The organism is Falsirhodobacter halotolerans, from assembly GCF_022899245.1.
GTDB classification, from domain to species: domain Bacteria; phylum Pseudomonadota; class Alphaproteobacteria; order Rhodobacterales; family Rhodobacteraceae; genus Falsirhodobacter; species Falsirhodobacter halotolerans.
This window is the reverse complement of the sequence record NZ_JALJAZ010000001.1, coordinates 2494243-2518696: the sequence shown is the minus strand read 5'-3', so window position 1 is coordinate 2518696 and position 24454 is coordinate 2494243. Positions and strand designations below refer to the sequence as shown.

Here is a 24454-nt window from a genome sequence, read left to right as displayed (position 1 = left end):
GCCCGCAGGCGTTGCCCCCCGGAACAGGGGGCGCGCGCATGACGCAGAAACGGATCGTGATATTGGGCGGCGGATTCGGGGGGCTGGCGGTGGCGGCCGGTCTTGGGGATGCGGAGGCGCAGGTCACGGTGATCGACCAGCGCAACCACAACCTGTTCCAGCCGCTTCTGTATCAGGTGGCGACCGCCGCCCTGTCGCCCGCCGACATCGCCGAACCGATCCGCAAGACGCTGGGGCGGTTTCGCAACATCCGCGTCATGCTGGCCGCCGTGGCCGGGGTCGACACCGCCGCGCAGGTGGTGACGACCGAAAGCGGGGATGCGGTGCCCTATGACACGCTGATCGTGGCCACGGGATCGGTGTACAACTATTTCGGAAACGACCATTGGCGCACCCATGCGCCCGGCCTGAAATCCCTGTCCGAGGCGCGGGTGATCCGCCAGCGGCTGCTTTTGGCGCTGGAGCGGGCGGAACTGGCCAAGGATGCCGAGGCGCGGCGCGGGCTCTTGACCGCCGTGGTGATCGGCGGCGGTCCCACGGGGGTGGAGATGGCGGGGGCCATCGCCGAACTGGGCCGCGACGTGCTGGCGCGGGACTTTCGCGATCTGGGGCCGGAGGGCTTCCATGTCGTTCTGGTGGAGGCGGGGGACCGGGTGCTGTCGGCCTTTCCCGAGCGACTGTCGGATTACACGCTGAAGGCGTTGACGGCGCGGGGCGTGCATGTGTGGACCGGGCGGTCGGTCAAGGATGTGCGGCCCGATGGCGTCCTGATCGACGAGGAGTTCGTGCCCGCCGGGGTTGTCGTCTGGGGGGCGGGGGTCCGCGCCTCGCCCGCCGCCGACTGGCTGGGCGTGCCGGCGGGCAAGGGGGGCAAGATCGCGGTCGATGGCCGTCTGCGGGTCATCGGGCTGGAGAATGTCCACGCGCTGGGCGATGTCGCGCATCTGGAGGATGCGTCGGGGGCGCCCTTGCCCGCCTTGGCGCAGGTGGCCAAGCAGCAGGGCGACTGGCTGGGAAAGCACTTGCGGCGCGAAATGACCGGGGGCCCGGCCCTGCCCGATTTCACGTTCCACAACCGCGGCAACACCGCCGTGATCGGCCGGAACGACGCGGTGTTCGATTTCGGGCGGTGGCAGATGCGCGGCTGGTTCGCCTGGGTCCTGTGGGCGCTGGTCCACGTCTGGTTGCTGGTGAATTTCGAAAAGCGGATCCTGGTCAGCATCCAATGGGTCTGGCGATATCTGACCCGGCAGTCGGGGGCGCGGATCATCGACGAACGCGCGCCAGAGCGGGCCGACGCCTCCCGCCCCGACATGCCCTGATCAGGAGGCGTGCAGTCGCTCCAGCACCAGCCAGGTCATCATGCCGAAGGGGGGCAGGCGGTCCCGCTCCACCTCGCGCAGATGCGGATCGCCCAGCACGCGCGATATGGGGAAATCGGATTGCCACCCCAACTGATCCTCCAGCGGGGCGATGATCCGCTCCAGTTTCCGCATCGGGCCTTTGGTGGCCGAAAAGTGGTTGACGATGACGATGCGCCCGCCGGGGCGGCAGACGCGGGCCATTTCGGCCACTACACGCTCCGGCTCGGGCACGACGGACAGGACGTGGGCCGCCATCACCGTGTCGAAGCTGGCATCGGGAAAATCGAGGGCGCGGGCATCCATCTGCCGCAGGTCGCGGACATGGGACAGGTCCATCTCCTCCACCTTGCGGCGGGCCTTGTCCAACATTTCGGGCGAATAGTCGATGCCGGTGATGTCGGTGTGCGGGGCATAGAGCGGCAGGACAAGACCGGTGCCGACCCCCACCTCCAGCGCGCGGCCCTTGCGGGAGGAGACGTATTCGGCGGCCCGTCTGCGGCCCGCATGGGTCACCCGTCCGAAGGTCACGTCATAGACGGGTGCCCAGCGGCGATAGGAACTGGCAATGGCGTCAGGTTTCATCCGGTCTCCGTTTGGGGCCGCGGCGCTGGCGGCGGCTGAACGACCACAGCACCACGCCCAGGTAAAGAAGATTCAGGGCCACCAGCGCATGCCAGGGCCAGGTGAACAGGATCGCGCCCGCCGCGATCATGCCGACGAAGATGTAATGCATCCGGTCCCGGCGCAGGCGCACCAGTTTCAGCGACGGTGTGGGAATGTGGCTGATCAGAAGCCAGCCCACGAAGATCAGCCAGAAGGCGACGATCACGCCCGATGTCGGGGTCATTCCGGGGAACGCCCGATCGACCGCGATGGGCATCAGCGCCAGCAACGCCCCGGCGGGCGAGGGGACGCCGGTGAAATAGCCGGGAATGGCGTCGGGATCGGGGGTTTTCGATCCCACGTTGAACCGCGCCAGCCGCATGACGCAGCAGATCACATAGATCAGCACCGCGATCCAGCCGAGGCCGGTTTCCGCGCTCAGCAATGTGAAGAAGACCAGAAGGCCCGTCGCCACGCCGAAGTTCAGGAAATCGGCCAGCGAGTCCAGCTCGGCGCCGATGGCGCTTTCGCTTTTCAAGATCCGCGCCAGCCGCCCGTCCATCCCGTCCAGCACGGCGGCCAGGATGATCAGGCCGATGGCCTGATCGACCCGCCCCTCGATCGCGAAGCGGATGGAGGTGAGGCCCGCGCAGATCGCCGCCAGCGTCAGCAGGTTCGGGACCAGCCGCGACAGCGACAGGCGGGGGGCGCGGGGGGCGGCCATCAGTCGGCTCGGGCGGGGCGCAGGGGGGCCAGACCGTCCAGCTGTGCCAGAACGGTTTCGCCCGCGATCATCGTCTGGCCTTCGGCCACCAGCGGCTCCACCCCCGGCGGAAGATAGACGTCAAGGCGCGAGCCGAATCGGATCAGGCCGAAGCGCTCGCCTGCCTGCAGCGCGGCCCCTTCGGCCACGAAGGGCAGGATGCGCCGGGCGACCAGCCCCGCGATCTGCACGCAGGCGATGTCGTGCCCGGTGGGCGTGTGCAGCAAAAGGGCGTTGCGCTCGTTATGCTCGGACGCCTTGTCCAGCGAGGCGTTGACGAATTTGCCCTTGGTATAGGCCATCTTCGTCAGGCTGCCGGTTACGGGCGAACGGTTCACATGGACGTTGAACACCGACATGAAGATGGAGATGCGCATGCGCGGCGCCGGATCCATTCCCAGTTCCGGCGGGGGCGGCGCCAGCCCGATCTGCGAGATCATGCCGTCGGCGGGGCTGATCACCAACCCGTCGCCCACCGGCACCTGCCGGATCGGATCGCGGAAGAAGTAATAGCACCAGATGGTCAGGATCACGCCCAGCCAGCCCAGCGGTTCCCAGATCAGGAACAGGATCACGGTCACGACCGCGAAGATGCCGACGAAACGCCATCCCTCCGGGTGCATCGGCTTCAACACGACATCGGACATCCGCATGGGCAGTCATTCTCCTGAAAAACGGTGATCTATCGATAACGTCGATATGGGGCGGGCCGCAACCTTTTGCACCGGGCGCGGTGTCGCGGTCTATTTCCAGATAAAAAAGGTGGGAAATTCTTGTCGTCCGCGCAGGCCGGTGCTATGTCCGCGAAAGACGGGATCGCCTTGCCTGCGGACCCGACCCAGAGCCCGAGGTTACGCGCCGATGCAGACCACGACCGCCACGCTTGCCGTTCCGATGCGCGACTTCCTTCCCGGACTGAAGGCGCGCGCGGCCGAGCTTGATTATCCCGTCACGCCCACGGCACGCGGCATGTCGGTCGCGATGTATTACGGCACGCTGGAGGTGTTCGAGGTCGATCGCGTCACCACGGTGCAGATCACGTCCAAGGACAGCGTGGAGCTTTTGCATCTGCGCGACACGCTGGACTGGCATCTGGATCAGGCGGGGCTGAAGCATTGCATCACCTGGGCGCGGATGCGCGCGGGCCCGAATCCCGCCAATCTGGCGATCGGGCGGGTGGAGCGGGTAATGCAGATCTCGCCCTCCTTTACCCGCGTTCGGCTGGGGGGGGATTACACCCGGTTTCTGGATGGCGGGCTGCATTTCCGCCTGTTGCTGGGGCCTGCGGGCACGGGGTGGCCCACCACGGACGATACCGGCGGCACCGTCTGGCCCGGCGGGGTGGAGGCATGGCATCGCCCGGCCTATACGGTGCGCAAGGTTTGTCCCGAAGGGTCGTGGATGGAGTTCGACATCTTCCGTCATGCGGGCGGCACGGTGAACGACTGGGCCGACGGCCTGCGTCCGGGGGATGAGGTCGCGCTGACCGGACCGGGCGGCACCGGCCTGACCGAAGCGCCGTGGATCGGGCTGATCGGGGATGAGACGGCCCTGCCCGTGATCATTCGCATGATCGAGGGCGCGCCCGCCGGAACGCAGGGCGTGGCGACGATCCTTGTCCCCAGCCGCGCGGATGTGCAGACCGTGCGCACCCCCGAGGGGATCGTTCTGCGCTGGGCCTTCCGCGACGAGGGGGCCACCCTGATCGAGGCCTTCCGCGCGACCGAGGTTCCGGCGGGCCCGCGCTATGTCTTCTTCGCGGGCGAGAAGGGCGAGGCGGCGCTCGCGCGCGAGCATGGGGTCGCGTTGGGGCTGAAGCGGGGGGAGATCCACGCCCTCGCCTATTGGACGGCGCACTGATTCTTTCGGCAGCGGTATGGCCCCGGCATCGTCCGGGGCTTTTTCATGCCGGAGCGGCGGAATGCGGGGGGCTGAACATGACAAAGCCCCGGACGATGCCGGGGCTTTCGCCAAGACTTGGTGCCCAGAAGAGGACTCGAACCTCCACGCCTTGCGGCACACGGACCTGAACCGTGCGCGTCTACCAATTCCGCCATCTGGGCTGATGTCGTGGCGGTGATCTACCGTTGCCGCCGGGCGGTGTCAACGCGGATTTCCAACTTTTTTGCGACGACGTCGGGGCGCTTGCCCATGGGGGCGCGGCGGCGTATCCGTGGGGCATCAGGTGCGGCCCGGAGGATCCCAGGATGACCAAGCTCGTCACGATATTCGGAGGGTCCGGCTTTGTCGGGCGTTACGCCGCGCGGCGTCTGGCCAAGGATGGCTGGCGCATCCGCATCGCGGTCCGCCGCCCGAACGAGGCGCTGTTTCTCAAGCCCTATGGCGCGGTGGGCCAGGTGGAGCCGGTGTTCTGCAACATCCGCGACGACGCCTCGGTCCGGGCCGCGATGGTGGGGGCGTCGGCGGTGGTGAACTGCGTCGGCGTTCTCAGCCCGTCGGGCAAGAACGGCTTTGACGCGGTGCAGGCCGAAGGGGCGGGCCGCATCGCCCGTCTGGCCGCGGAGATGGGCGTGGCGCGTCTGGTTCACATCTCGGCCTTGGGGGCCGATGCGGCGTCGGGCAGCACCTATGCCCGCAGCAAGGCCGAAGGTGAGCGGCAGGTGCAGGCGGCCTTTCCGGCGGCGGTCATTCTGCGCCCCTCGGTCGTATTCGGGGCCGAGGACCGGTTCTTCAACCGATTCGCCGCGATGGCGCGCACCTCGCCCATCCTGCCGGTGATTCACGGCGATACGAAATTCCAGCCGGTCTATGTCGACGATGTGGCGCGCGCGGTCGTGGCGGGCGTCGATGGGGCGGCCGCCGGTATCTATGAACTGGGCGGGCCGGAGGTGCGGACCTTCCGCGCCCTGATGCGGGACATGCTGGGGGTGATCCTGCGCCGCCGCAAGATCGTGGACGTGCCGCTGGTCGTGGCCCGTGTGATGGCCTGCGGATTCGACGGGCTGTCGAAGGTGACGGGCGGTCTTTTCGCCAATCCGGCGGCCACCCGCGATCAGCTGAAGCTGCTGGCGAAGAACAACGTGGTGTCGCCCGATGCGCGAGGCTTTGCCGAACTGGGGATTGCGCCTCTGGCGTTCGAATCCGTGCTGCCCGAATATTTGTGGCCGTATCGCCCCGACGGGCAATACGCCCGCCAGCACGAGATAAAGACCTTACCGAAAGTGTGACCTTTCCATGACCAACGCACTCGAAGCCCTGTTCCTTGGCATCGTGGAAGGGCTGACCGAGTTCATTCCGGTATCCTCTACCGGGCATCTGCTGCTGATCGGCCATTTCATCGGGTTCGAAAGCGCAGGCAACACCTTCGCCGTGATGATCCAGTTGGGGGCGGTGCTGGCGATCATGACCGTCTATGCCGCGCGCCTGTCGCATGTGGTGCGCGCCGCCCCGCATGATCCGGCGGCGCGCCGGTTTCTGATTTCGGTGCTGGTGGCGTTTCTGCCGGCGGTCTTCATCGGCGTTCTGGCGCATGACCTGATCAAGACGGTGCTGTTCGAAACCCCGCGCCTGATCGCGCTGATGCTGATCCTGGGCGGGGTGATCCTGCTGTTCGTGGATCGGTTCGCCCCCGAACCCAAGCATGAGGATGCGATGCGCCTGCCGCTGAGCGTGGCGCTGCGAATCGGCTTCGTTCAATGCGTGGCGATGATCCCGGGCGTGTCGCGATCGGGTGCGACCATCGTTGGCGCGCTGTTGATGGGGGTCGGAAAGCGGGCGGCGGCGGAGTTTTCGTTCTTTCTTTCCATCCCCACAATGCTGGGGGCCTTCACCTATGATCTGTGGCGGAACCGCGATGTGCTGGACGCGGGTGAGGCGGGGATGATCGCCATCGGCTTCGCCGCGGCCTTCGTGTCGGGCCTGTGCGTCGTGCGCTGGTTGCTCGGCTACATCTCGCGCCACGGGTATGCGGTGTTCGGTTGGTGGCGGATCGGGGTCGGATGTTTGGCGATGACCGCCCTGACGCTGTGGGGTTAGGTATCGTATACTGACCTATTCGCGTCAACGATCCTTGGGGTCGTTTCCTGTCGGCCCAAAATAATCGCACTAAGGTCAGCTTTGCTGACTTTTATGTCGAAATTGCCTTGTATATGGACGTCTGTGCCGCCTCATCGCAAGGAATGCCCAGCCATGGCCAAGGAACGGATGCTTCAGTTCGTCAAGACGACGCGCGAAATGCCCGAAAAACGTGGGGCGGACAGCCGTCGTCAGGACTTTGACGAGATTTATCGCGAGTTCGCGACGATCAAGGCCGAGGAGCAGTCGAGCCGGTGCAGCCAATGCGGCGTTCCTTATTGCCAATCGCACTGCCCGCTCCACAACAACATCCCCGACTGGCTGCGGATGACCGCCTCGGGCCGGCTGGAGGAGGCCTATGCCCTCAGCCAAGCCACCAACACTTTCCCCGAGATCTGCGGCCGCATCTGCCCGCAGGACCGCCTGTGCGAGGGGAACTGCGTCATCGAGCAATCCGGCCACGGCACCGTCACCATCGGCGCGGTGGAAAAATACATCACCGACACCGCGTGGGAGCGGGGGTGGGTGAAGCCCGGCACCCCGATCGCCGAGCGCACCGAATCGGTGGGCATCATCGGCGCGGGGCCGGGGGGCCTTGCGGCGGCGGACATGCTGCGGCGTCAGGGCGTGCAGGTCACGGTCTATGATCGCTATGACCGCGCGGGCGGGCTGCTGACCTATGGCATCCCCGGCTTCAAGCTGGAAAAGCACGTCGTCATGCGGCGGGTGGAGTTGCTGGAGCAGGCGGGCGTGCAGTTCGTGATGAACTGCGATGTCGGCGTGGATATCAGCTTCGATGCGATTCGCGGCCAGCACGACGCCGTGCTGATCGCCACCGGCGTCTACAAGGCGCGCGATCTGTCGAAAGACAGCCTTGGGGCCGACGGTCTGGTGCCGGCGCTCGCCTATCTGACCGCGTCGAACCGCAAAAGCTTCGGGGATGAGGTCGAGGCCTATGACAACGGCCATCTGAACGCGATGGGAAAGCGCGTCGTGGTGATCGGCGGCGGCGACACGGCGATGGACTGTGTGCGCACGGCGATCCGTCAGGGCGCGACCTCGGTCAAATGTCTGTATCGCCGCGACCGCGCGAACATGCCGGGAAGCCAACGCGAAACCCAGAACGCCGAGGAGGAGGGCGTGGAATTCGTCTGGTTGACGTCCCCCCTCGGTCTGGTGGGCGAGGATCATGTCGAAGGCGTCGTCGTGCAGAGGATGCGCCTTGGGCCGCCCGACGCGTCGGGCCGTCAAAGCCCCGAGGTGATCGAGGGTGCCGATTACGTCGAGCCCGCCGATCTGGTCATCACCGCCCTGGGCTTCGAGCCGGAAGACCTTCCCCAGATGTGGAACGCCCCCGATCTGGGCACCACCCGCTGGGGCACGGTGAAGGCCGATTTCCGCAGCCATGCGACCAACCTGCCCGGCGTCTATGCCGCGGGCGACATCGTGCGCGGCGCGTCGCTGGTCGTCTGGGCCATCCGCGACGGGCGCGAGGCGGCGGATGCGATCATGGATTACCTGTCGGCGCCGTCCGCGGTGGCGGCGGAATGATCCGGGCCTTGGGTCTTGTCGCGCTGCTCCCCTCGGGGGCCTTTGCGCAGGCGGGGGCGTTTTCCCCGCCCGAAGGCTGCACCACGATCATGACGGTGCAATCCAAGGAATGCCGCGTCTCGAACTACTATGCCTGCGACGGGATGGAAGAGGGCGCGCAATGGCGGCTCGATGCCGATCAGGAGGGGCCGTATTTCCTGACCCTGACCAATGCCGAGGCGGAATGGGTCGAAAGCCATGACGGCGGCCCCGTGCAGACCCTGGGCGAACGGGCCGATCCCGGATCGCTGTCCACTCTGTTCGCCACGGGCCGCGACACGTTCGATTTCTGGCTGGATCGCGCGGACGGCACCCGCCGCCACGTCACCGGCAAGGACCGGCTGACGGGCGAGACGGTGACGATCGGGGGCCAGTCGCTGGCCGTGACGCAGTTCGCCTTTACCGAGCGTGATGAGAACGGGGATGTGACGCGGCAGTCGCGCGGGCAGGAATATGTCAGCCGGACCTTGGGCACCTTCTTCGGCGGCCCGACCGAATATGGCGACGGGTCGGGCCAATGGGCCAAAAGCGACGGCCGCCCCGTGACCTTCGCCTTTCCCGGCGATCAGGGATATCAGGCCAGCCAGCCGATCTTTGATTGCGATGTGATCATGTCGGGCCTGCCCGACCCCCATGCCTTTGCCGAAGATCATCCGCGCCGGACCGGCGCCGATGTTTCCGCAACACTTGCCAGTTCCTCGGAAGGAGGCCAGCCATGACCGTATATGATGACGCCTGGGTGAAGGCCGAGGAAGCCAAGCGCCAGTGGATGGCCGATAACGGCCTCTTTCGGTTCGAGGATGAGAAATCCTCTTGTGGAGTCGGCCTTGTGGTCGCCATGGACGGCGCGCCGCAGCGCCGCGTGGTGCAGGCGGGGATCGACGCGCTGAAGGCCATCTGGCACCGCGGCGCGGTCGATGCCGACGGCAAGACAGGCGATGGCGCGGGCATCCATGTCCAGATCCCCGTCCCGTTCTTCTATGACCAGGTCCGCCGCACGGGGCACGAGCCCGACACCGACAAGCGCATCGCCGTGGGCCAGATCTTCCTGCCCCGGACCGATTTCGGCGCGCAGGAACGTTGCCGGACCATCGTGGAGACCGAGGTCCTGCGGATGGGGCACTACATCTATGGCTGGCGGCACGTTCCGGTGGACACCGCCGTTCTGGGCGAAAAGGCCAACGCCACCCGGCCGGAGATCGAGCAGATCCTGATCCGTTGCGACAAGGATATCGACGAGGTGGCGTTCGAGCGCGACCTTTATGTCATCCGTCGCCGGATCGAGAAGGCGGCGCTGGCCGCCAACATCACCAGCCTTTACATCTGTTCGCTGTCCTGCCGCTCGCTCATCTACAAGGGGATGATGCTGGCCGAACAGGTGGCGGTCTTCTATCCCGACCTGATGGACGAACGGTTCGAAAGCGCCTTTGCCATCTATCACCAGCGCTATTCCACCAACACCTTCCCGCAATGGTCCCTGGCCCAGCCGTTCCGCATGCTGGCCCATAACGGCGAGATCAACACGCTGAAGGGCAACGTGAACTGGATGCGGAGCCATGAAATCCGCATGGCCTCCAGCACGTTCGGCGAGGCGGCGGAGGACATCAAGCCGATCATCCCGTCGGGCACGTCCGATTCGGGCGCGCTGGACGCGGTGTTCGAGGTGCTGGTGCGCGGCGGGCGGACGGCCCCCATGACCAAGACGATGCTGGTGCCCGAAGCCTGGTCCAAGCAGACCGGAGAGATGCCGAAGGCCTGGGCCGACATGTATGCCTATTGCAACGCGGTGATGGAGCCGTGGGACGGCCCGGCCGCGCTGGCGATGACCGACGGGCGCTGGGTCTGCGGCGGGCTGGACCGCAACGGCTTGCGCCCCATGCGCTATGTCGTGACCGGCGACGGGCTGCTGATCGCGGGGTCGGAGGCGGGCATGGTCCCGATCGACGAGATGAACGTGCGCGAAAAGGGCGCGCTGGGGCCGGGGCAGATGATCGCCGTCGATATGGCCGAAGGACGGCTTTATCACGATGCCGAGCTGAAGGACAAACTGGCCGCCGAGCGCCCCTTCGGCGACTGGATCGAAAAGGTCGTGGACCTGTCCACCCTGCTGCGCGACGTGCCGGAGGAGCCGAAATTCGACGGTGCCGCCCTGCGCCAGCGCCAGATCGCCGCCGGCTATTCGCTGGAGGAGATGGAGCAGGTGCTGTCCCCCATGGCGGAGGACGGCAAGGAGATGATCGCGTCGATGGGCGATGACACGCCCGCCGCCGTCCTGTCCTCGGTCTATCGTCCGCTGTCGCATTTCTTCCGGCAGGCGTTCAGCCAGGTGACGAACCCGCCCATCGACAGCTTGCGCGAAGCGCGGGTGATGAGCCTGAAGACCCGGTTCGGCAACCTCAAGAACGTGCTGGACGAAAACTCGGGCCAGACCGAGATTCTGGTTCTGGAAAGCCCGTTCATCGCCAATGCCGAATTCGAGGTGATGCTACGCCAGTTCGGCGATCAGGTCGCGCGGATCGACTGCACCTTCGCCAGCGGCGCCGACATGGGCGAGGCGCTGGCCCGCATCCGGTCCGAGGCCGAGGATGCCGTGCGCTCCGGCGCGGGCCATATCGTGCTGTCGGATGAGGATCAGGGCGAGGGGCGTGTGCCCATGCCGATGATCCTCGCCACCAGCGCGGTGCATTCCTGGCTGACGCGCAAGGGCCTGCGGACCTTCTGTTCGATCAACGTGCGGTCGGCGGAATGCATCGACGCGCATTACTTCGCCGTGCTGATCGGTTGCGGCGCCACGACGGTGAACCCCTATCTGGCGCAGGACAGCATTGCCGACCGGATCGACCGCGGCCTGATCGACGGCAAGCTGACCGAGGCGATGCGCCGGTACCGCGATGCCATCGACGCGGGTCTTCTGAAGATCATGGCGAAGATGGGGATCTCGGTCATCTCCTCCTATCGCGGTGGTCTGAACTTCGAGGCGGTGGGCCTGAGCCGCGCGATGGTCGCGGAATATTTCCCCGGAATGCAGTCGCGCATCTCCGGCATCGGTCTGCACGGCCTTCAGAAGAAGGTGGAGGAGGCCCATGCCCGCGGCTGGCGGGGCCAGCCCGACGTGCTGCCCATCGGCGGCTTTTACAAGGCGCGCCGGTCGGGCGAAAAGCACGCCTGGGAAGCGCAGACGATGCACATGCTGCAAGCCGCCTGCGACCGGGCCAGCTTCGACATCTGGAAGCAATACACCGCCGCGTTGCGGGCCAACCCGCCGATCCACCTGCGCGATCTTCTGGACATCAAGCCCCTGGGCAAGCCCGTCCCGATCGAGGAGGTGGAGAGCATCACCTCCATCCGCAAGCGGTTCGTGACGCCGGGCATGTCGCTGGGTGCCCTTGGGCCGGAGGCGCACAAGACACTGAACGTCGCCATGAACCGCATTGGCGCGAAATCCGATTCCGGTGAAGGCGGCGAGCTGCCCGAGCATTTCGTGCCCGAACCCAACGGCGACAATCCGTCGGCCAAGATCAAGCAGGTCGCCTCGGGCCGGTTCGGCGTGACGGCGGAATACCTCAATGCCTGCGAAGAGCTGGAGATCAAGGTCGCCCAGGGTGCGAAACCGGGCGAGGGCGGCCAGCTTCCGGGCATGAAGGTGACCGAACTGATCGCGCGGCTGCGCCATGCGACCAAAGGGGTGACGCTGATCTCCCCCCCGCCGCACCACGACATCTATTCCATCGAGGATCTGGCGCAGCTGATCTACGACCTGAAGCAGATCAACCCGCGCGCCAAGGTGACGGTGAAGCTGGTGTCGTCCTCGGGCGTGGGCACGATCGCGGCGGGCGTGGCCAAGGCCAAGGCCGACATCATCCTGATCTCGGGCCACAACGGCGGCACGGGCGCATCCCCGGGGACCAGCATCAAATATGCGGGCCTGCCGTGGGAAATGGGCCTGACCGAGGCGCATCAGGTCCTGTCGATGAACAACCTGCGCGAACGCATCACGCTGCGCACCGATGGCGGGCTGCGGACGGGGCGCGACGTGGTGATGGCCGCGATGATGGGGGCCGAGGAATACGGCATCGGCACCGCCGCCCTGATTGCGATGGGCTGCATCATGGTGCGCCAGTGCCAGTCCAACACCTGCCCCGTCGGCGTCTGCACGCAGGACGAGGCGTTGCGCAAGAAGTTCACCGGCACGGCGGACAAGGTGGTGAACCTGATCACCTTCTATGCCCAGGAGGTGCGGGAGATCCTCGCCTCCATCGGCGCGCGGTCGCTGGACGAGATCATCGGGCGGGCGGATCTTCTGTCCCAGGTCAGCCGCGGATCGGCGCATTTGGACGATCTGGACCTGAACCCGCTGCTGATCACCGTGGATGGGGCGAGCCGGATCACCTATGACCGTTCCAAACCCCGCAACGCGGTGATGGACACGCTGGACGCCGACATCGTCAAGGACGGGGCGCGCTTCTTCGAGGAGGGGGAGAAGATGCAGCTCTCCTATGCCGTGCGGAACACGCTGCGCACCATCGGCACCCGTGCGTCCAGCCATATCGTCAAGAAGTTCGGGATGCGGAACACCCTGCAGGCCGACCATCTGTCGCTGAAGCTGTCGGGCAATGCGGGGCAATCCCTGGGGGCGTTCGCCGTGCGCGGCCTGAAGATCGAGGTGCAGGGCGACGCCAACGACTATGTCGGCAAGGGGCTGTCGGGCGGCACGATCGTGGTGCGTCCGCAGATGGGCAGCCCGCTGGTGGCCGAGACGAACACGATCATCGGCAACACCGTCCTTTACGGCGCGACCGAGGGGTATCTGTTCGCCGCCGGCCGTGCGGGGGAACGGTTCGCCGTCCGCAACTCCGGCGCGACCGTGGTGATCGAGGGCTGTGGCACCAACGGCTGCGAATACATGACCGGCGGTGTGGCGGTGATCCTCGGTTCCATCGGGGCGAACTTCGGTGCGGGGATGACGGGGGGGATGGCCTATCTCTACGATCCCGACGGCGTGGCCGAGGACATGATGAACCTTGAGACGCTGGTGACCTGCGCCGTGAGCCATCCGCATTGGGAGGCGCAGCTGCGCGGCCTGATCGAACGCCACGCGGCGGAAACCGGCAGCGCGAAAGCCAACCGCATCCTGCGCCATTGGGAGAGCGAGCGAGCGAACTTCCTTCAGGCCTGCCCGAAGGAGATGCTGGTCCACCTGCCGCATCCCCTGTCGGACGAACCGCAGGCCATGCCGGCCGAGTGACGAAAGGACCCACCGCAAGGTGGGTCTTTTTCATTGACCGGGGGGCGCCCCCCATGGCTAAAGACGGCATGGCCCGCAAGACTTCCCCCCGCACGCGGACGGCCCCCAAGGGGCGGTCCATCCCCTTCCGGCTGTGGGCGCGGCGGGTGGCCTTCTGGGCGCTGGGGGGGCTGGCCTTCGTCATCCTGCTGTTCCGGTTCGTGCCCCCGCCGACCACGCCCTACATCTTCACCGAGGGCCTGCGTCTGGGCGGGGTGGAGCGGGAATGGGTGTCGATGGACCGCATCGCCCCGGTCATGGCCCGATCGGCCGTGGCGGCCGAGGATGCCAATTTCTGCCGTCATTGGGGGTTCGACATGGCGGCCATCCGATCGGCGGTCACCGCCGGGTCCAACCGGGGGGCGTCCACCATCAGCCAGCAGGTGGTCAAGAACGTCTATCTCTGGCAGGGGCGCAGCTGGCCGCGCAAGGCGCTGGAGGCGGTGCTGACGCCGGTCGTCGAACTGACCTGGTCCAAGCGGCGCATTCTTGAGATGTATCTGAACGTGGCCGAATTCAGCGAAGGGGTCTTCGGGGTGGAAGCGGCGGCGCAGCATTACTTCCGCACCTCGGCCGCCGATCTGACCCCGGTGCAGGCCGCGCGCCTGGCCGCCATCCTGCCCAATCCCAAGATGCGCGATCCCGTCAATCCGACGCCCTTCGTGCGCGGCCGGTCGCAGGCGGCCTATTCCGGGGCGGCGACGATCCGCGCGGACGGGCGGGCCGCGTGTTTTGAAGGGTGACGACCTTGCATAACAACGCGCGGGCGTTCATGCAGGGGCGATTGCCCAAATGCGTGAGTCTTCGATGAATCGCCTCTACCACTTCTCCCTTTCTCCCTTCTGCCGCAAGGTTCGCCTGACGCTGGCCGAAAAGAAGGTCGAGGTCGAACTGGTCGAGGAGCGGTATTGGGAACAGAGCCAGGAATTCCTGCGCCGCAACCCGGCGGGCAAGGTGCCCATCCTGCGGATCGACGGGCGCATCCTGTCCGAAAGCCAGGCGATCTGCGAATGGCTGGAGGAGACGGTGCCGACCCCGCCGCTGATGCCCCGCGACGCCGATGGACGGTATGAGGTGCGCCGCATCTGCGCTTGGTTCGACGACAAGTTCCACGATGAAGTGACGTCGAAGCTGGTCTATGAACGGGTGAAGATCGGCGGGCAGGGCTATCCCGACAGCAAGAACATCAAGGCCGGATCATCGCGGATCAAGTATCATCTGGATTACATGGCCTGGCTTCTGGATCAGCGCCGCTGGCTGGCGGGGGATGCGATGACCTTGGCCGATTTCACCGCCGCCGCGCATTTCTCGGCGTTGGATTACGTGTCGGATGTGGACTGGAACCGACATGCGGTGGTCAAGGACTGGTATGCCAAGATCAAGTCGCGTCCCGCATTCCGGTCGATCCTGGCCGATCAGGTGCCGGGCCACGCCCCCGCGCCGCATTATTCCAATCTGGATTTCTGAGGTCCGTGCTATGATCCGTGGCGGAGGAGGATTCGCCATGGATGAGACCAAGCAGCCCGATCCGCGCCAGCGGGCTTATTTCGAGATCGACCGTCGTGAACGCGAAAGCGAGAATGCCGCCGCGCTTCACCGCCGCCCCACGACGCGCGGCACCGACAATCGCCGCGCGGTGGAGTATGCCCGCATCGAGCGCGGGCATACAGCCTGACCCTCAGGCGCGGACCAGCGCCTCGTAGGATTTCGTCACGTCCTGCGTCAGATGCCCGACCTGGAAGTGATAGTCACCGATCTGGCTGACGGGGGTGCATTCCGCCGCCGTGCCCGTCAGCCAGCATTCCTGGAATCCGGTCAGTTCGTCGGGCATGATGTGGCGTTCATGCACGGTGATGCCCTTATCCTTCAGCATCTGGATGACCGTCTGCCGGGTCAGACCGTTCAGGAAGCAATCGGCCAGCGGGGTGTGCACTTCGCCATCCTTGACGAAGAAGACGTTCGCGCCCGTCGCTTCGGCGACATAGCCGCGATAGTCCATCATCAGCGCGTCGGAGAATCCGTTCGCCTCCGCCTCGTGCTTGGACATGGTGCAGATCATGTAAAGACCGGCGGCCTTGGCCTGGCTGGGGATCGTTTCGGGCGACGGGCGCTTCCATTTGGAGATGCCGAGCTTGGCACCCTGCATCTTGGCGTCGCCGTAATAGGCGCCCCATTCCCAGCCGGCCACGACCAGACGCACGGGGTTTTTCGCCGCCGACACACCCATGTCCGCCCCCGCACCACGGAAGGCCACCGCGCGGACATAGGCGTCGGTCCAGCCGTTCGCCTTCAGCATGGCGTATTTCGCCTCTTCGATCTGATCGACCGTGTAGGGGATCGGCATGTCCAGAAGCTCGCCCGATTTCAGCAGGCGTTCGGAATGCTCGCGGCTTTTGAAGATCTTGCCGTTATAGCAGCGCTCTCCCTCGAACACCGAGGAGGCGTAGTGCAGCGCATGGGTCAGGACGTGGACCTTCGCGTCGCGCCACTCCACCAGCGTGCCATCCATCCAGATCTTGCCGTCGCGGTCGTCGTAAGCCCCAACCATGGTCGTTCCCCTTAGCGATATTTCGTCATAATGTATGTGTTGGACATAAAATTGCGTCAAACATGGCATTTCGCTAACGGTTCGCTCTTGGAATGTCAACAACCCTGCCGTAAAACGTGATGACGGATGGGGGAGGGAACGATGGCAAGCGGACCGGTCGGCGGCGAACAGCTTCTGTTTCTGACGGATGAACAGCTGCGCAAGGGGATCGAGGCGATGTTCTTCGCCTATCGCGGTTTCACTGCCGATCCCGATCGGATCCTCGAGGAATTCGGCTACGGCCGCGCGCATCACCGGGCGATCCATTTCATCCACCGCTCGCCCGGGACCACGGTGTCGAACCTGCTGACGATTCTGGGGGTGACGAAGCAAAGCCTGAACCGCATCCTGCGGACGCTGCTGGAGGATGATCTGGTGGAGGCCCGCGTGGGCCGGACCGACCGGCGCGAACGGAACCTGCATCTGACCCCCAAGGGGATCGCGCTGGAGCGGGAGCTGTCGGACGCGCAGCGGGCGCGGATGCGGGCCGCTTATCGCGCCGCCGGTCCCGCCGCCGTGCAGGGGTTCCGTCAGGTGCTGGAGGCGATGATGGACCCCGAGCCGCGCAAGCAGTATCAGGGATTGAAAGAGAGGGGATGAGATGACCGACGCACCGCATCTTCTGGTCGTGGATGACGATGAACGCATCCGGGGGCTGTTGCAGAAATTTCTGGTGCGGAACGGCTTTCTTGTCACCACCGCCCGCGACGCGGCGCAGGCGCGGCGGCTTCTGGCCGGGCTGGAATTCGACATGCTGGTCCTGGATGTGATGATGCCGGGCGAGGATGGCGTCTCCTTGACGCGGGCGCTGCGGGCGGACCGGACGATGCCGATCCTGCTGCTGACCGCGCGGGGCGAGACGCAGGCGCGGATCGACGGGCTGGAGGCGGGGGCCGACGATTATCTGGCCAAACCCTTCGAACCGAAGGAGCTTTTGCTGCGCATCAATGCCGTCTTGCGCCGTGTGCCCAGCCTCCGCCCCGAGGCGGGTCCGAAGATGCTGCATCTGGGCGAGGTGCGCTACGATCTGGACCGGGGGGAGTTGTGGCGGGGCCAGCAGCCGGTCCGCCTCACCTCCACCGAGGCGGCGTTGATGCGGATTTTCGCCGCCAGCCCCAACGAACCCGTCACCCGCGAACGTCTGGTCGGCGATCTGGCGGGCGAGGAGGGGGCCGAGACGCAGGAACGCGCGGTCGATGTGCAGATCACACGCCTGCGCCGCAAGATCGAAACCGACCCCCGCCAGCCGCGCTATCTTCAGACGGTGCGGGGGTCGGGCTATATGCTGGCGCCCGACTGACGGCGCGGCTATGGTGGCGCCAAGACAGGAGGCCCCATGACCGCAGCACCCCCCGAGATTGCCACCCTGACCTTCGAGGAGGCGATGGCCGAACTGGAACGCACCGTCGGCGCACTGGAAAAAGGCGACGTGCCGCTGGAACAGTCCATCGCGCTTTATGAACGCGGGGCCGCGTTGCGCGCGCACTGCGCCGAAAAGCTGAAGGCCGCCGAGGCGAAGGTGGAGATGATCCGCGCCGAGGCCGGTCGCGCCACCGGCACCACCCCGGCGGAGGGGCTGTGAGCTTCGACGCCCGTCTGGCCGATGCCGCCGCCCGGACCGAAGCGCATCTGCTGTCCGTCCTGTCGGACCGTGCGGATGTGCCGGTGGTACACGCCATGCGCTATGCCCTGCGCGGCGGCAAGGGGCTTCGGGCGTTTCTGGTCCTGGAATCGGCGCGGCTGCACGGGGTCGAGGAGCGCGCCCTGCCCGTCGCGGCGGCGGTGGAGGCGCTTCACGCCTACAGCCTGATCCATGACGACATGCCCTGCATGGACGATGACGATCTGCGGCGCGGCCAGCCCACGGTGCATGTGAAATGGGACGAGGCGACGGCCGTTCTGGCGGGCGACGCCTTGCAGACGCTGGCGTTCGAACGGCTGGCCGATCCCGCGATCGGCACGGCGGACCGGCGGATCGACCTGGTGGCGGCCTTGGCCCGCGCCTCGGGCGCGCAGGGAATGGTGCTGGGTCAGGCGCTGGACATCGCGGCGGAAACGGCCGCCGCCCCCCTGACATTGGACCAGATCACCGCACTGCAGGCGGGCAAGACCGGCGCCCTGATCGGCTTTGCCGCGACGGCGGGCGCGCGGATCGCGGGGGCGGACGTCGCCCCGCTGGCCGCTTATGCCGCAGATCTCGGCCTTGCTTTCCAGATTGCCGACGACATCTTGGATGTCACGGGCGATGCGGGTGTGGCGGGCAAGCGGTTGAACAAGGATCAGGGCGCCAACAAGGCCACCTTCGTGTCGTTGCTGGGTCTGGACGGTGCGCGCAGGCGCGCGGCGGATCTGGTGGGCACCGCGCAGGCGGCGCTTTCCCCTTACGGCCATGCGGCCGACACCCTGAAGGAAGCGGCGCGCTTCGTCATCACGCGCCAGAAGTGAAAAGGCAGGCATGAGCGACCTCCCCCAGACCCCCGTGCTGGATCGTGTGACGATCCCCGCCGACATGAAACGCCTGACCGACCGCGAGTTGCGCCAGCTGGCCGACGAATTGCGGGCCGAGACGATTTCCGCCGTGTCGGTCACCGGCGGGCATCTGGGCGCGGGTCTGGGCGTGGTGGAACTGACCGTGGCTCTCCATGCCGTGTTCGACACGCCCAAGGACAAGATCGTCTGGGATGTGGGCCATCAATGCTATCCCCACAAGATCCTGACCGGGCGGCGCGACCGCATCCGCACCTTGCGGATGGAAGGCGGCCTGTCGGGCTTCACCAAGCGGAGCGAGAGCGAATACGACCCCTTCGGCGCGGCGCATTCCTCCACCTCCATCAGCGCGGCGCTGGGGTTCGCTGCGGCCCGCGATCTGGGGGGGCAGCCGGGCGAGGCCATCGCCGTGATCGGCGACGGGTCGATGTCGGCGGGCATGGCGTTCGAGGCGATGAACAATGCGGGCCATCTGGGCAAGCGGATGTTTGTCATCCTGAACGACAACGAGATGTCGATCGCTCCGCCGGTGGGGGCGCTGTCGGCCTATCTGTCGCGCCTTTATGGCGATGCGCGGTTCCATGAGTTGAAGGCGGCGGCGAAATCGGCCGCCAGCCTTCTGCCCGAACCGCTGCGCGAAGGGGCGCGGCGGGCGAAGGAAATGCTCAAGGGCATGGCCATCGGCGGCACCTTGTTCGAAGAACTGGGCTTCACCTATATCGGCCCCGTGGACGGGCACGATCTGGACGCGCTGCTGCCCGTGTTGCGGACGGTAAAGGACAAGGCCACAGGGCCGGTCCTGATCCACGCCATCACCAAGAAGGGCAAGGGCTACGCCCCGGCCGAGCGTGCGTCCGACAAGGGCCATGCGACGGCTAAATTCGATGTGCAGACCTTTGCCCAGGCCAAGGCGACCGCGAACGCCCCCAGCTATACCGGCGTGTTCGCCAAGGCGCTGGTGGCCGAGGCGGAGCGGGATTCGAAGATCGTGGCCGTCACGGCGGCGATGCCCGACGGCACCGGCCTGAACCTGATGGCCGGTCGCTTTCCCGACCGGTGTTTCGATGTGGGCATCGCCGAACAGCACGCCGTGACCTTTGCCGCCGGTATGGCGGCGGGGGGGCTGAAGCCGTTCTGCGCGATCTATTCCACCTTCCTGCAGCGCGGTTATGACCAGGTGGTGCATGATGTGGCGATCCAGCGCCTGCCGGTGCGGTTCGCCATCGACCGCGCGGGGCTGGTCGGCGCGGACGGGGCGACCCATGCGGGATCCTTCGACGTGGCGTTTCTGGCGAACCTTCCGGGCTTTGTCGTGATGGCCGCGGCGGATGAGGCGGAACTGGTCCACATGGTCGCCACCGCCGCCGCCCATGACGATGGGCCCATCGCCTTCCGCTATCCGCGCGGCGAGGGGACGGGCGCGCCCCTGCCGCTGCACGGCACCCCGCTGGAGATCGGCAAGGGTCGCGTGATGCGCGAGGGGTCGCGCGTGGCGCTCCTGTCCTTCGGCACCCGCCTGTTCGAGGCGGAGAAGGCCGCCGAGGCGCTGGAGGCGCGGGGGATTTCCACCACCGTGGCCGATGCGCGCTTTGCCAAACCGCTGGACCGCGACCTGATCCTGCGGCTGGCGCGCGAGCATGAGGCGCTGATCACCCTGGAGGAAGGGGCGGTCGGCGGGTTCGGCAGCCATGTGGCGCAGCTTCTGGCCGATGAAGGCGCGTTCGATCATGGGCTGAAGTTCCGCTCCATGGTGCTGCCCGACACCTTCATCGATCAGGCCAGCCCCGCCGCGATGTATCACATCGCCGGACTGGAATCGGCCCAGATCGAGGCGAAGGTTCTGGACGCGCTGGGCGTGCCCAGCCTGCAAAAGCGCGCCTGAAGTCATGCGGCGGGTGCAGACCCGCCCATCGCCCCGCATTCTTGTCTTGGCAGCGTCCTGCGACGGGTCTAACCCTTGGGCTTGCCAGCAGGAGCCATCATGTCCGACATCGCCTTCGTTCCCCGGACCGACCTCCGTCCCGGCGTCATCCATTTCGCGCTGGCCTTGGGCGGGTTCGCCATCGGCACGTCCGAATTCGCGGCGATGGCCCTGATCCCCTACATCTCGCCCGCGCTGGACATTTCGCAGGCCACGGCCAGCCATCTGATCTCGGCCTATGCGCTTGGGGTCGTGGTGGGGGCGCCGGTTCTGGCGGCGCTGGGCGCGCGCCTGCCGCGCCGGATGCTGCTGATCGGGCTGATGCTGGTCTATGCCATCGCGCATGTGGCGTCCTCCACCGCGCACAGCTATGGCGGGATGATGCTCTGGCGGTTCGTGTCCGGCCTGCCGCATGGCGCGTATTTCGGGGTGGCGGCGCTGATGGCCGCCAGCGTCGTGCCGCGTGGCAAGCGTTCGCAGGCGGTGGCGCGGGTGATGACGGGGCTGACGGTGGCGACGGTGCTGGGCGTGCCCTTTGCAAACATCCTTGGCCAGACGGTGGGCTGGCGCTGGGGCTATGCCGTGGTGGCCACCTTGGCCGTGCTGACCGCGATCCTGATCTTCCGCTTCGCCCCCGAGGCCGAGGACAAGCGCGACGTCTCCCCCTTGGGTGAGCTGGCGGCGCTGGGCAACCGGCAGGTGCTGCTGACCCTGCTGACCGGGGCGATCGGCTTTGGCGGTTTCTTCGCCGTCTACAGCTATGTCGCATCGAACGTGATCGAGGTGACGCAGGCGGGCGAGGCGGCGGTGCCCCCCGTGCTGGCGGTGATGGGCGTGGGGATGGTGCTGGGCACGTTGATCATGGGGCGGATCGCCGATCTGTGGCCGGTGAAATCCACCTTCGGCATCATGGCGTGCTCGGTCGTGCTGATGGCGATCTACCCTTGGGCGACCGGGTCGATGTGGACGCTGGTGCCGGTGGTGCTCTTGATCGGGATGTCGGGCGCGCTGTCGATCCCGCTGCAAAGCCGGTTGATGGATGTGGCGGGCAATGCCCAGACCATGGCGGCGGCGATGAACCATTCGGCGTTCAACACCGCCAACGCCATCGGGCCCGCGCTGGCGGCGGTGGCGATTTCGGCGGGTTACGGCTTTCCGTCGTCGGGATATGTGGGGGTCGGCCTGTCGCTGGCGGGGATCGCCTGCTTTGCCGTGACGGTCTGGGACGCCAGCAGGTCGGCCAGGCCCGCCTTGTAATCGGCAAAGGCGGGACGCCAGCCCTGCGCCTTGATCCGGTCGTTGCGCACCCGTTTCGATTCGGCATAGAAGCTGCGCGCCATGGGGGACAGGTCCGCCTGATCGAAGAGGATGGCGGGGGGCACGGGGCGGTTCAGAAGCCGGGCCGCGTGGGCGATCACATCCTCGGGCGGGGCGGGATCGTCGTCGCAGATGTTATAGATGCCGGGCGCGGGACGGTCGATCAGAACCTCCAGCGCGGTGGCGATATCCTCCACATGGACGCGGCTGAACACCTGGCCCGGCTTGATGATCCGCCGCGCGGTGCCGTCACGCACCTTTTCGAACGGGCCGCGTCCGGGGCCATAGATGCCCGCCAGGCGCAGGATGTGCAGTGGCAGGCCCAGCGACTGCCAGTCCCGCTCCGCCGCCAGTCGTTCCTGCCCGCGGCGGGTGGTGGGGGCGGGGGGCGTCGTCTCGTCCACCCAGGCACCGCCATGATCGCCATAGACGCCGGTGGTGGACAGATACCCCGCCCAGACCAGCGGCAGGCGGGCGATGGCTGCGCGGTGGGTGGCCAGAAACGGATCGCCCCCCGCATCTGGCGCGGCGGAGGCCAGAAGATGCGTCACGCCCTCGGGCAGATCCGACGGCCAAGGGAGGCGGATCACCCCGTCCGGCAGGGGACGGTCGTCACGAACGGTGCCCACCACCTTCCACCCCTTGACGACAAGGCGGCGGGACAGGGCGGCGGCGGTGTAGCCATGGCCAAGGATCAGAAGTTTCATCCCCCCGTGGTGCCGCAAGCCAAGGCTCTGGTCAATGCCGGACGAAAACACTAGGGAAGGGGCGAAAGGATGCCCCCATGTTGCGCGACTTCTTCTCCTATTACCGTCCGTGGGTCTGGCTGTTCTGCCTCGATTTCGGGGCGGCGGTGGTGTCGGGCCTTCTGGAACTGGCCTTTCCCTTGGCAATTCGCGGCTTCATCGACCATCTGCTGCCGCAGGGGAACCTGTCGCTGACCGTCATGGCGGCGGTGGCATTGCTTGCCATCTATGTCGTGAACACCGGCCTGATGGCGGTCGTGACCTATTGGGGCCACATGCTGGGCATCAACATCGAGACGGAGATGCGCCGCCGCGCGTTCGACCATCTGCAAAAGCTCTCCTTCCGCTATTACGACCGCGAACGGACGGGCAAGCTGGTGGCCCGCGTCACCCGCGATCTGGAAGAGATCGGCGAGGTGGCCCATCACGGCCCCGAGGATCTGTTCATCGCCATCATGACCTTCATCGGTGCCTTCTGCCTGATGGCGTGGATCAACCTTGACCTGGCGCTGATGACGGCGGTGATCGTTCCGGTGACCATGGCCATCGTGATGATCTTCGGCGGGCGCATGACGAAGACGTGGCGCGCGATCTATTCCCGCGTGGCCGATTTCAACGTCCGGCTGGAGGAGAATGTGGGCGGCATCCGCGTGGTGAAGGCCTTTGCCAACGAGGAGCATGAGAAGGCGCTGTTCGCCAAGGACAACGCCGGTTACCGCACGACGAAACTGGCCGCCTACAAGGTCATGGCGCAGTCGGTGTCGCTGAACTACATGGGGATGCGGCTGATCCAGGTCGTTGTGATGGTGGCGGGGGCGGCCTATGTGCTGTCGGGCGATCTGTCGGCCGGGGGCTTCGTGGCCTTCCTTCTGCTGGTCGCGGTGTTCTTCCGCCCGCTGGAAAAGATCGCCGCGGTGATCGAGCTTTATCCCCGTGGCATCGCCGGGTTCCGCCGCTATCAGGAGCTGCTGGCGGTGGAGCCGGAGATTGCCGACACGCCCGACGCCCGGCCCGCGCCCGACCTGACCGGCGCGATACGGTTCGAGGGGGTGCGCTTTGGCTATGACGCGGGGCGCGAGATTCTGAAGGGCGTCGATATCGACGTCCATCCGGGCGAGACGCTGGCCTTCGTCGGTCCGTCGGGGGCGGGGAAAACCACGCTTCTGGCACTGGTGCCGCGGTTCTACGACCCGACGGGGGGCCGCATCACCATCGACGGCGTGGCGCTGACCGACATGACGCTGGACAGCCTGCGGCGTCAGATCGGGATCGTGTCGCAGGATGTGTTCCTGTTCGGCGGCACGCTGCGCGAGAACATCGCCTATGGCGACCTGACCGCAACCGAGGAGCAGATCATCGAGGCCGCGCGGCGGGCGCAACTGGCACCGATGATCGCCGCGCTGCCCGAGGGCCTCGACACGGTGGTGGGCGAACGCGGCGTCATGCTGTCGGGCGGGCAGAAGCAGCGCGTGGCCATCGCCCGCGCCTTCCTGAAGAACCCGCCGGTTCTGATCCTGGACGAGGCGACCTCGGCGCTGGACACTGAGACGGAGCGGGAGATTCAGGCCGCGCTTGATGCGCTGTCGGTCGGGCGCACCACGCTGATCATCGCGCACCGTCTGGCCACCATCCGCCACGCCGACCGGATCGTGGTGATGGAGGAGGGGTGTGTGACCGAGATCGGCACCCATGCCCAGCTTGAGGCGTCGGGCGGACGCTATGCCCGGCTGTCGGCCGCCTGACTTGCCTGTTTGCGC

General features: G+C 66.5%; 22 protein-coding genes and 1 tRNA gene. 17 read left to right on the top strand and 6 right to left on the bottom strand.

What is annotated here, in order from left to right; translation table 11 throughout:
- Positions 1–38 precede the first annotated feature (38 nt).
- Positions 39–1322: an NAD(P)/FAD-dependent oxidoreductase gene (locus MU449_RS13130; protein WP_244738811.1), complete on the top strand. Its 1284-nt coding sequence runs from the start codon at positions 39–41 to the stop codon at positions 1320–1322.
- On the opposite strand, the gene MU449_RS13125 is transcribed toward MU449_RS13130, so the two are convergent.
- The 3 genes from MU449_RS13125 to MU449_RS13115 are packed head-to-tail and all read right to left on the bottom strand — an operon-like array spanning position 1323 to position 3389.
- Positions 1323–1946 carry a class I SAM-dependent methyltransferase gene (locus MU449_RS13125; protein WP_244738810.1) on the bottom strand — a complete coding sequence of 208 codons (624 nt, stop codon included), beginning with the start codon at positions 1944–1946 and terminating at the stop codon, positions 1323–1325. It abuts the gene before it with no gap.
- On the bottom strand, positions 1936–2691 hold the full coding sequence (locus tag MU449_RS13120; RefSeq protein WP_244738809.1) for a CDP-alcohol phosphatidyltransferase family protein: 756 nt from the start codon (positions 2689–2691) through the stop codon (positions 1936–1938). The genes MU449_RS13125 and MU449_RS13120 overlap by 11 nt, the downstream gene beginning before the upstream one ends.
- Positions 2691–3389: a phosphatidylserine decarboxylase gene (locus tag MU449_RS13115; RefSeq protein ID WP_425310613.1), complete on the bottom strand. Its 699-nt coding sequence runs from the start codon at positions 3387–3389 to the stop codon at positions 2691–2693. Before MU449_RS13115 ends, MU449_RS13120 begins: the two co-directional genes overlap by 1 nt.
- A gap of 202 nt (positions 3390–3591) precedes the next feature.
- Here MU449_RS13115 and MU449_RS13110 point away from each other — a divergent pair, with 202 nt between their 5' ends.
- Positions 3592–4590 (top strand): siderophore-interacting protein, encoded by a 999-nt coding sequence (locus MU449_RS13110; protein WP_244738807.1) that lies wholly within the window; start codon positions 3592–3594, stop codon positions 4588–4590.
- A 118-nt stretch (positions 4591–4708) separates the two neighbouring features.
- Here MU449_RS13110 and MU449_RS13105 read toward each other — a convergent pair.
- Positions 4709–4793 (bottom strand) — tRNA-Leu (locus MU449_RS13105).
- 144 nt (positions 4794–4937) lie between these two features.
- On the opposite strand from MU449_RS13105, the gene MU449_RS13100 reads away from it, so the two are divergent.
- From MU449_RS13100 to MU449_RS13065, 8 genes are all read left to right on the top strand, one after another.
- Positions 4938–5918 carry a complex I NDUFA9 subunit family protein gene (locus tag MU449_RS13100; RefSeq protein ID WP_244738805.1) on the top strand — a complete coding sequence of 327 codons (981 nt, stop codon included), beginning with the start codon at positions 4938–4940 and terminating at the stop codon, positions 5916–5918.
- A 7-nt stretch (positions 5919–5925) separates the two neighbouring features.
- Entirely contained in the window at positions 5926–6726 is an 801-nt protein-coding gene (locus tag MU449_RS13095; protein WP_244738804.1) for an undecaprenyl-diphosphate phosphatase, read from the top strand.
- 153 nt (positions 6727–6879) lie between these two features.
- The gene (locus MU449_RS13090; protein ID WP_244738802.1) at positions 6880–8316 is read left to right on the top strand and encodes an NAD(P)-dependent oxidoreductase; all 1437 of its coding nucleotides are present in this window, start codon (positions 6880–6882) and stop codon (positions 8314–8316) included.
- Positions 8313–9074 carry a hypothetical protein gene (locus MU449_RS13085; protein WP_244738801.1) on the top strand — a complete coding sequence of 254 codons (762 nt, stop codon included), beginning with the start codon at positions 8313–8315 and terminating at the stop codon, positions 9072–9074. Before MU449_RS13090 ends, MU449_RS13085 begins: the two co-directional genes overlap by 4 nt.
- Positions 9071–13600: a glutamate synthase large subunit gene (gene gltB, locus MU449_RS13080; RefSeq protein ID WP_244738800.1), complete on the top strand. Its 4530-nt coding sequence runs from the start codon at positions 9071–9073 to the stop codon at positions 13598–13600. Before MU449_RS13085 ends, gltB begins: the two co-directional genes overlap by 4 nt.
- A gap of 68 nt (positions 13601–13668) precedes the next feature.
- Positions 13669–14382, top strand: a complete 714-nt coding sequence (gene mtgA, locus MU449_RS13075; protein ID WP_244738799.1) for a monofunctional biosynthetic peptidoglycan transglycosylase — start codon at positions 13669–13671, stop codon at positions 14380–14382.
- A 64-nt stretch (positions 14383–14446) separates the two neighbouring features.
- On the top strand, positions 14447–15106 hold the full coding sequence (gene fzlA, locus MU449_RS13070) for an FtsZ-binding protein FzlA (RefSeq protein ID WP_244738798.1): 660 nt from the start codon (positions 14447–14449) through the stop codon (positions 15104–15106).
- A 37-nt stretch (positions 15107–15143) separates the two neighbouring features.
- A complete protein-coding gene (locus MU449_RS13065) occupies positions 15144–15314 on the top strand; it encodes a hypothetical protein (protein WP_244738797.1) in 171 nt (56 codons plus the stop codon).
- Positions 15315–15317: 3 nt separating this feature from the next.
- On the opposite strand, the gene MU449_RS13060 is transcribed toward MU449_RS13065, so the two are convergent.
- Entirely contained in the window at positions 15318–16187 is an 870-nt protein-coding gene (locus tag MU449_RS13060) for a branched-chain amino acid aminotransferase (protein ID WP_244738795.1), read from the bottom strand.
- A gap of 141 nt (positions 16188–16328) precedes the next feature.
- Between MU449_RS13060 and MU449_RS13055 the strand changes: the two genes are divergently transcribed.
- The 6 genes from MU449_RS13055 (at position 16329) to MU449_RS13030 (ending at position 21891) form a co-directional block, all read left to right on the top strand.
- Positions 16329–16826, top strand: coding sequence for a MarR family winged helix-turn-helix transcriptional regulator (locus MU449_RS13055; RefSeq protein ID WP_425310527.1), 498 nt, complete (start codon positions 16329–16331; stop codon positions 16824–16826).
- Between the two features lies 1 nt (position 16827).
- Complete coding sequence (locus MU449_RS13050; RefSeq protein ID WP_244738793.1) at positions 16828–17526, top strand: response regulator; 699 nt, start codon at positions 16828–16830, stop codon at positions 17524–17526.
- Between the two features lie 36 nt (positions 17527–17562).
- Complete coding sequence (locus MU449_RS13045) at positions 17563–17808, top strand: exodeoxyribonuclease VII small subunit (RefSeq protein WP_244738790.1); 246 nt, start codon at positions 17563–17565, stop codon at positions 17806–17808.
- A complete protein-coding gene (locus tag MU449_RS13040) occupies positions 17805–18671 on the top strand; it encodes a polyprenyl synthetase family protein (protein WP_244738788.1) in 867 nt (288 codons plus the stop codon). Before MU449_RS13045 ends, MU449_RS13040 begins: the two co-directional genes overlap by 4 nt.
- 10 nt (positions 18672–18681) lie before the next feature.
- Positions 18682–20595: a 1-deoxy-D-xylulose-5-phosphate synthase gene (gene dxs / locus MU449_RS13035; RefSeq protein ID WP_244738786.1), complete on the top strand. Its 1914-nt coding sequence runs from the start codon at positions 18682–18684 to the stop codon at positions 20593–20595.
- A 99-nt stretch (positions 20596–20694) separates the two neighbouring features.
- Positions 20695–21891 (top strand): MFS transporter, encoded by a 1197-nt coding sequence (locus MU449_RS13030; protein ID WP_244738783.1) that lies wholly within the window; start codon positions 20695–20697, stop codon positions 21889–21891.
- Here the strand turns inward: MU449_RS13030 and MU449_RS13025 are convergent.
- The gene (locus MU449_RS13025; protein ID WP_244738781.1) at positions 21780–22658 is read right to left on the bottom strand and encodes an SDR family oxidoreductase; all 879 of its coding nucleotides are present in this window, start codon (positions 22656–22658) and stop codon (positions 21780–21782) included. The genes MU449_RS13030 and MU449_RS13025 overlap by 112 nt on opposite strands.
- A 77-nt stretch (positions 22659–22735) precedes the next feature.
- Here MU449_RS13025 and MU449_RS13020 point away from each other — a divergent pair, with 77 nt between their 5' ends.
- Complete coding sequence (locus MU449_RS13020) at positions 22736–24439, top strand: ABC transporter ATP-binding protein (RefSeq protein WP_244738779.1); 1704 nt, start codon at positions 22736–22738, stop codon at positions 24437–24439.
- Positions 24440–24454: the final 15 nt, after the last annotated feature.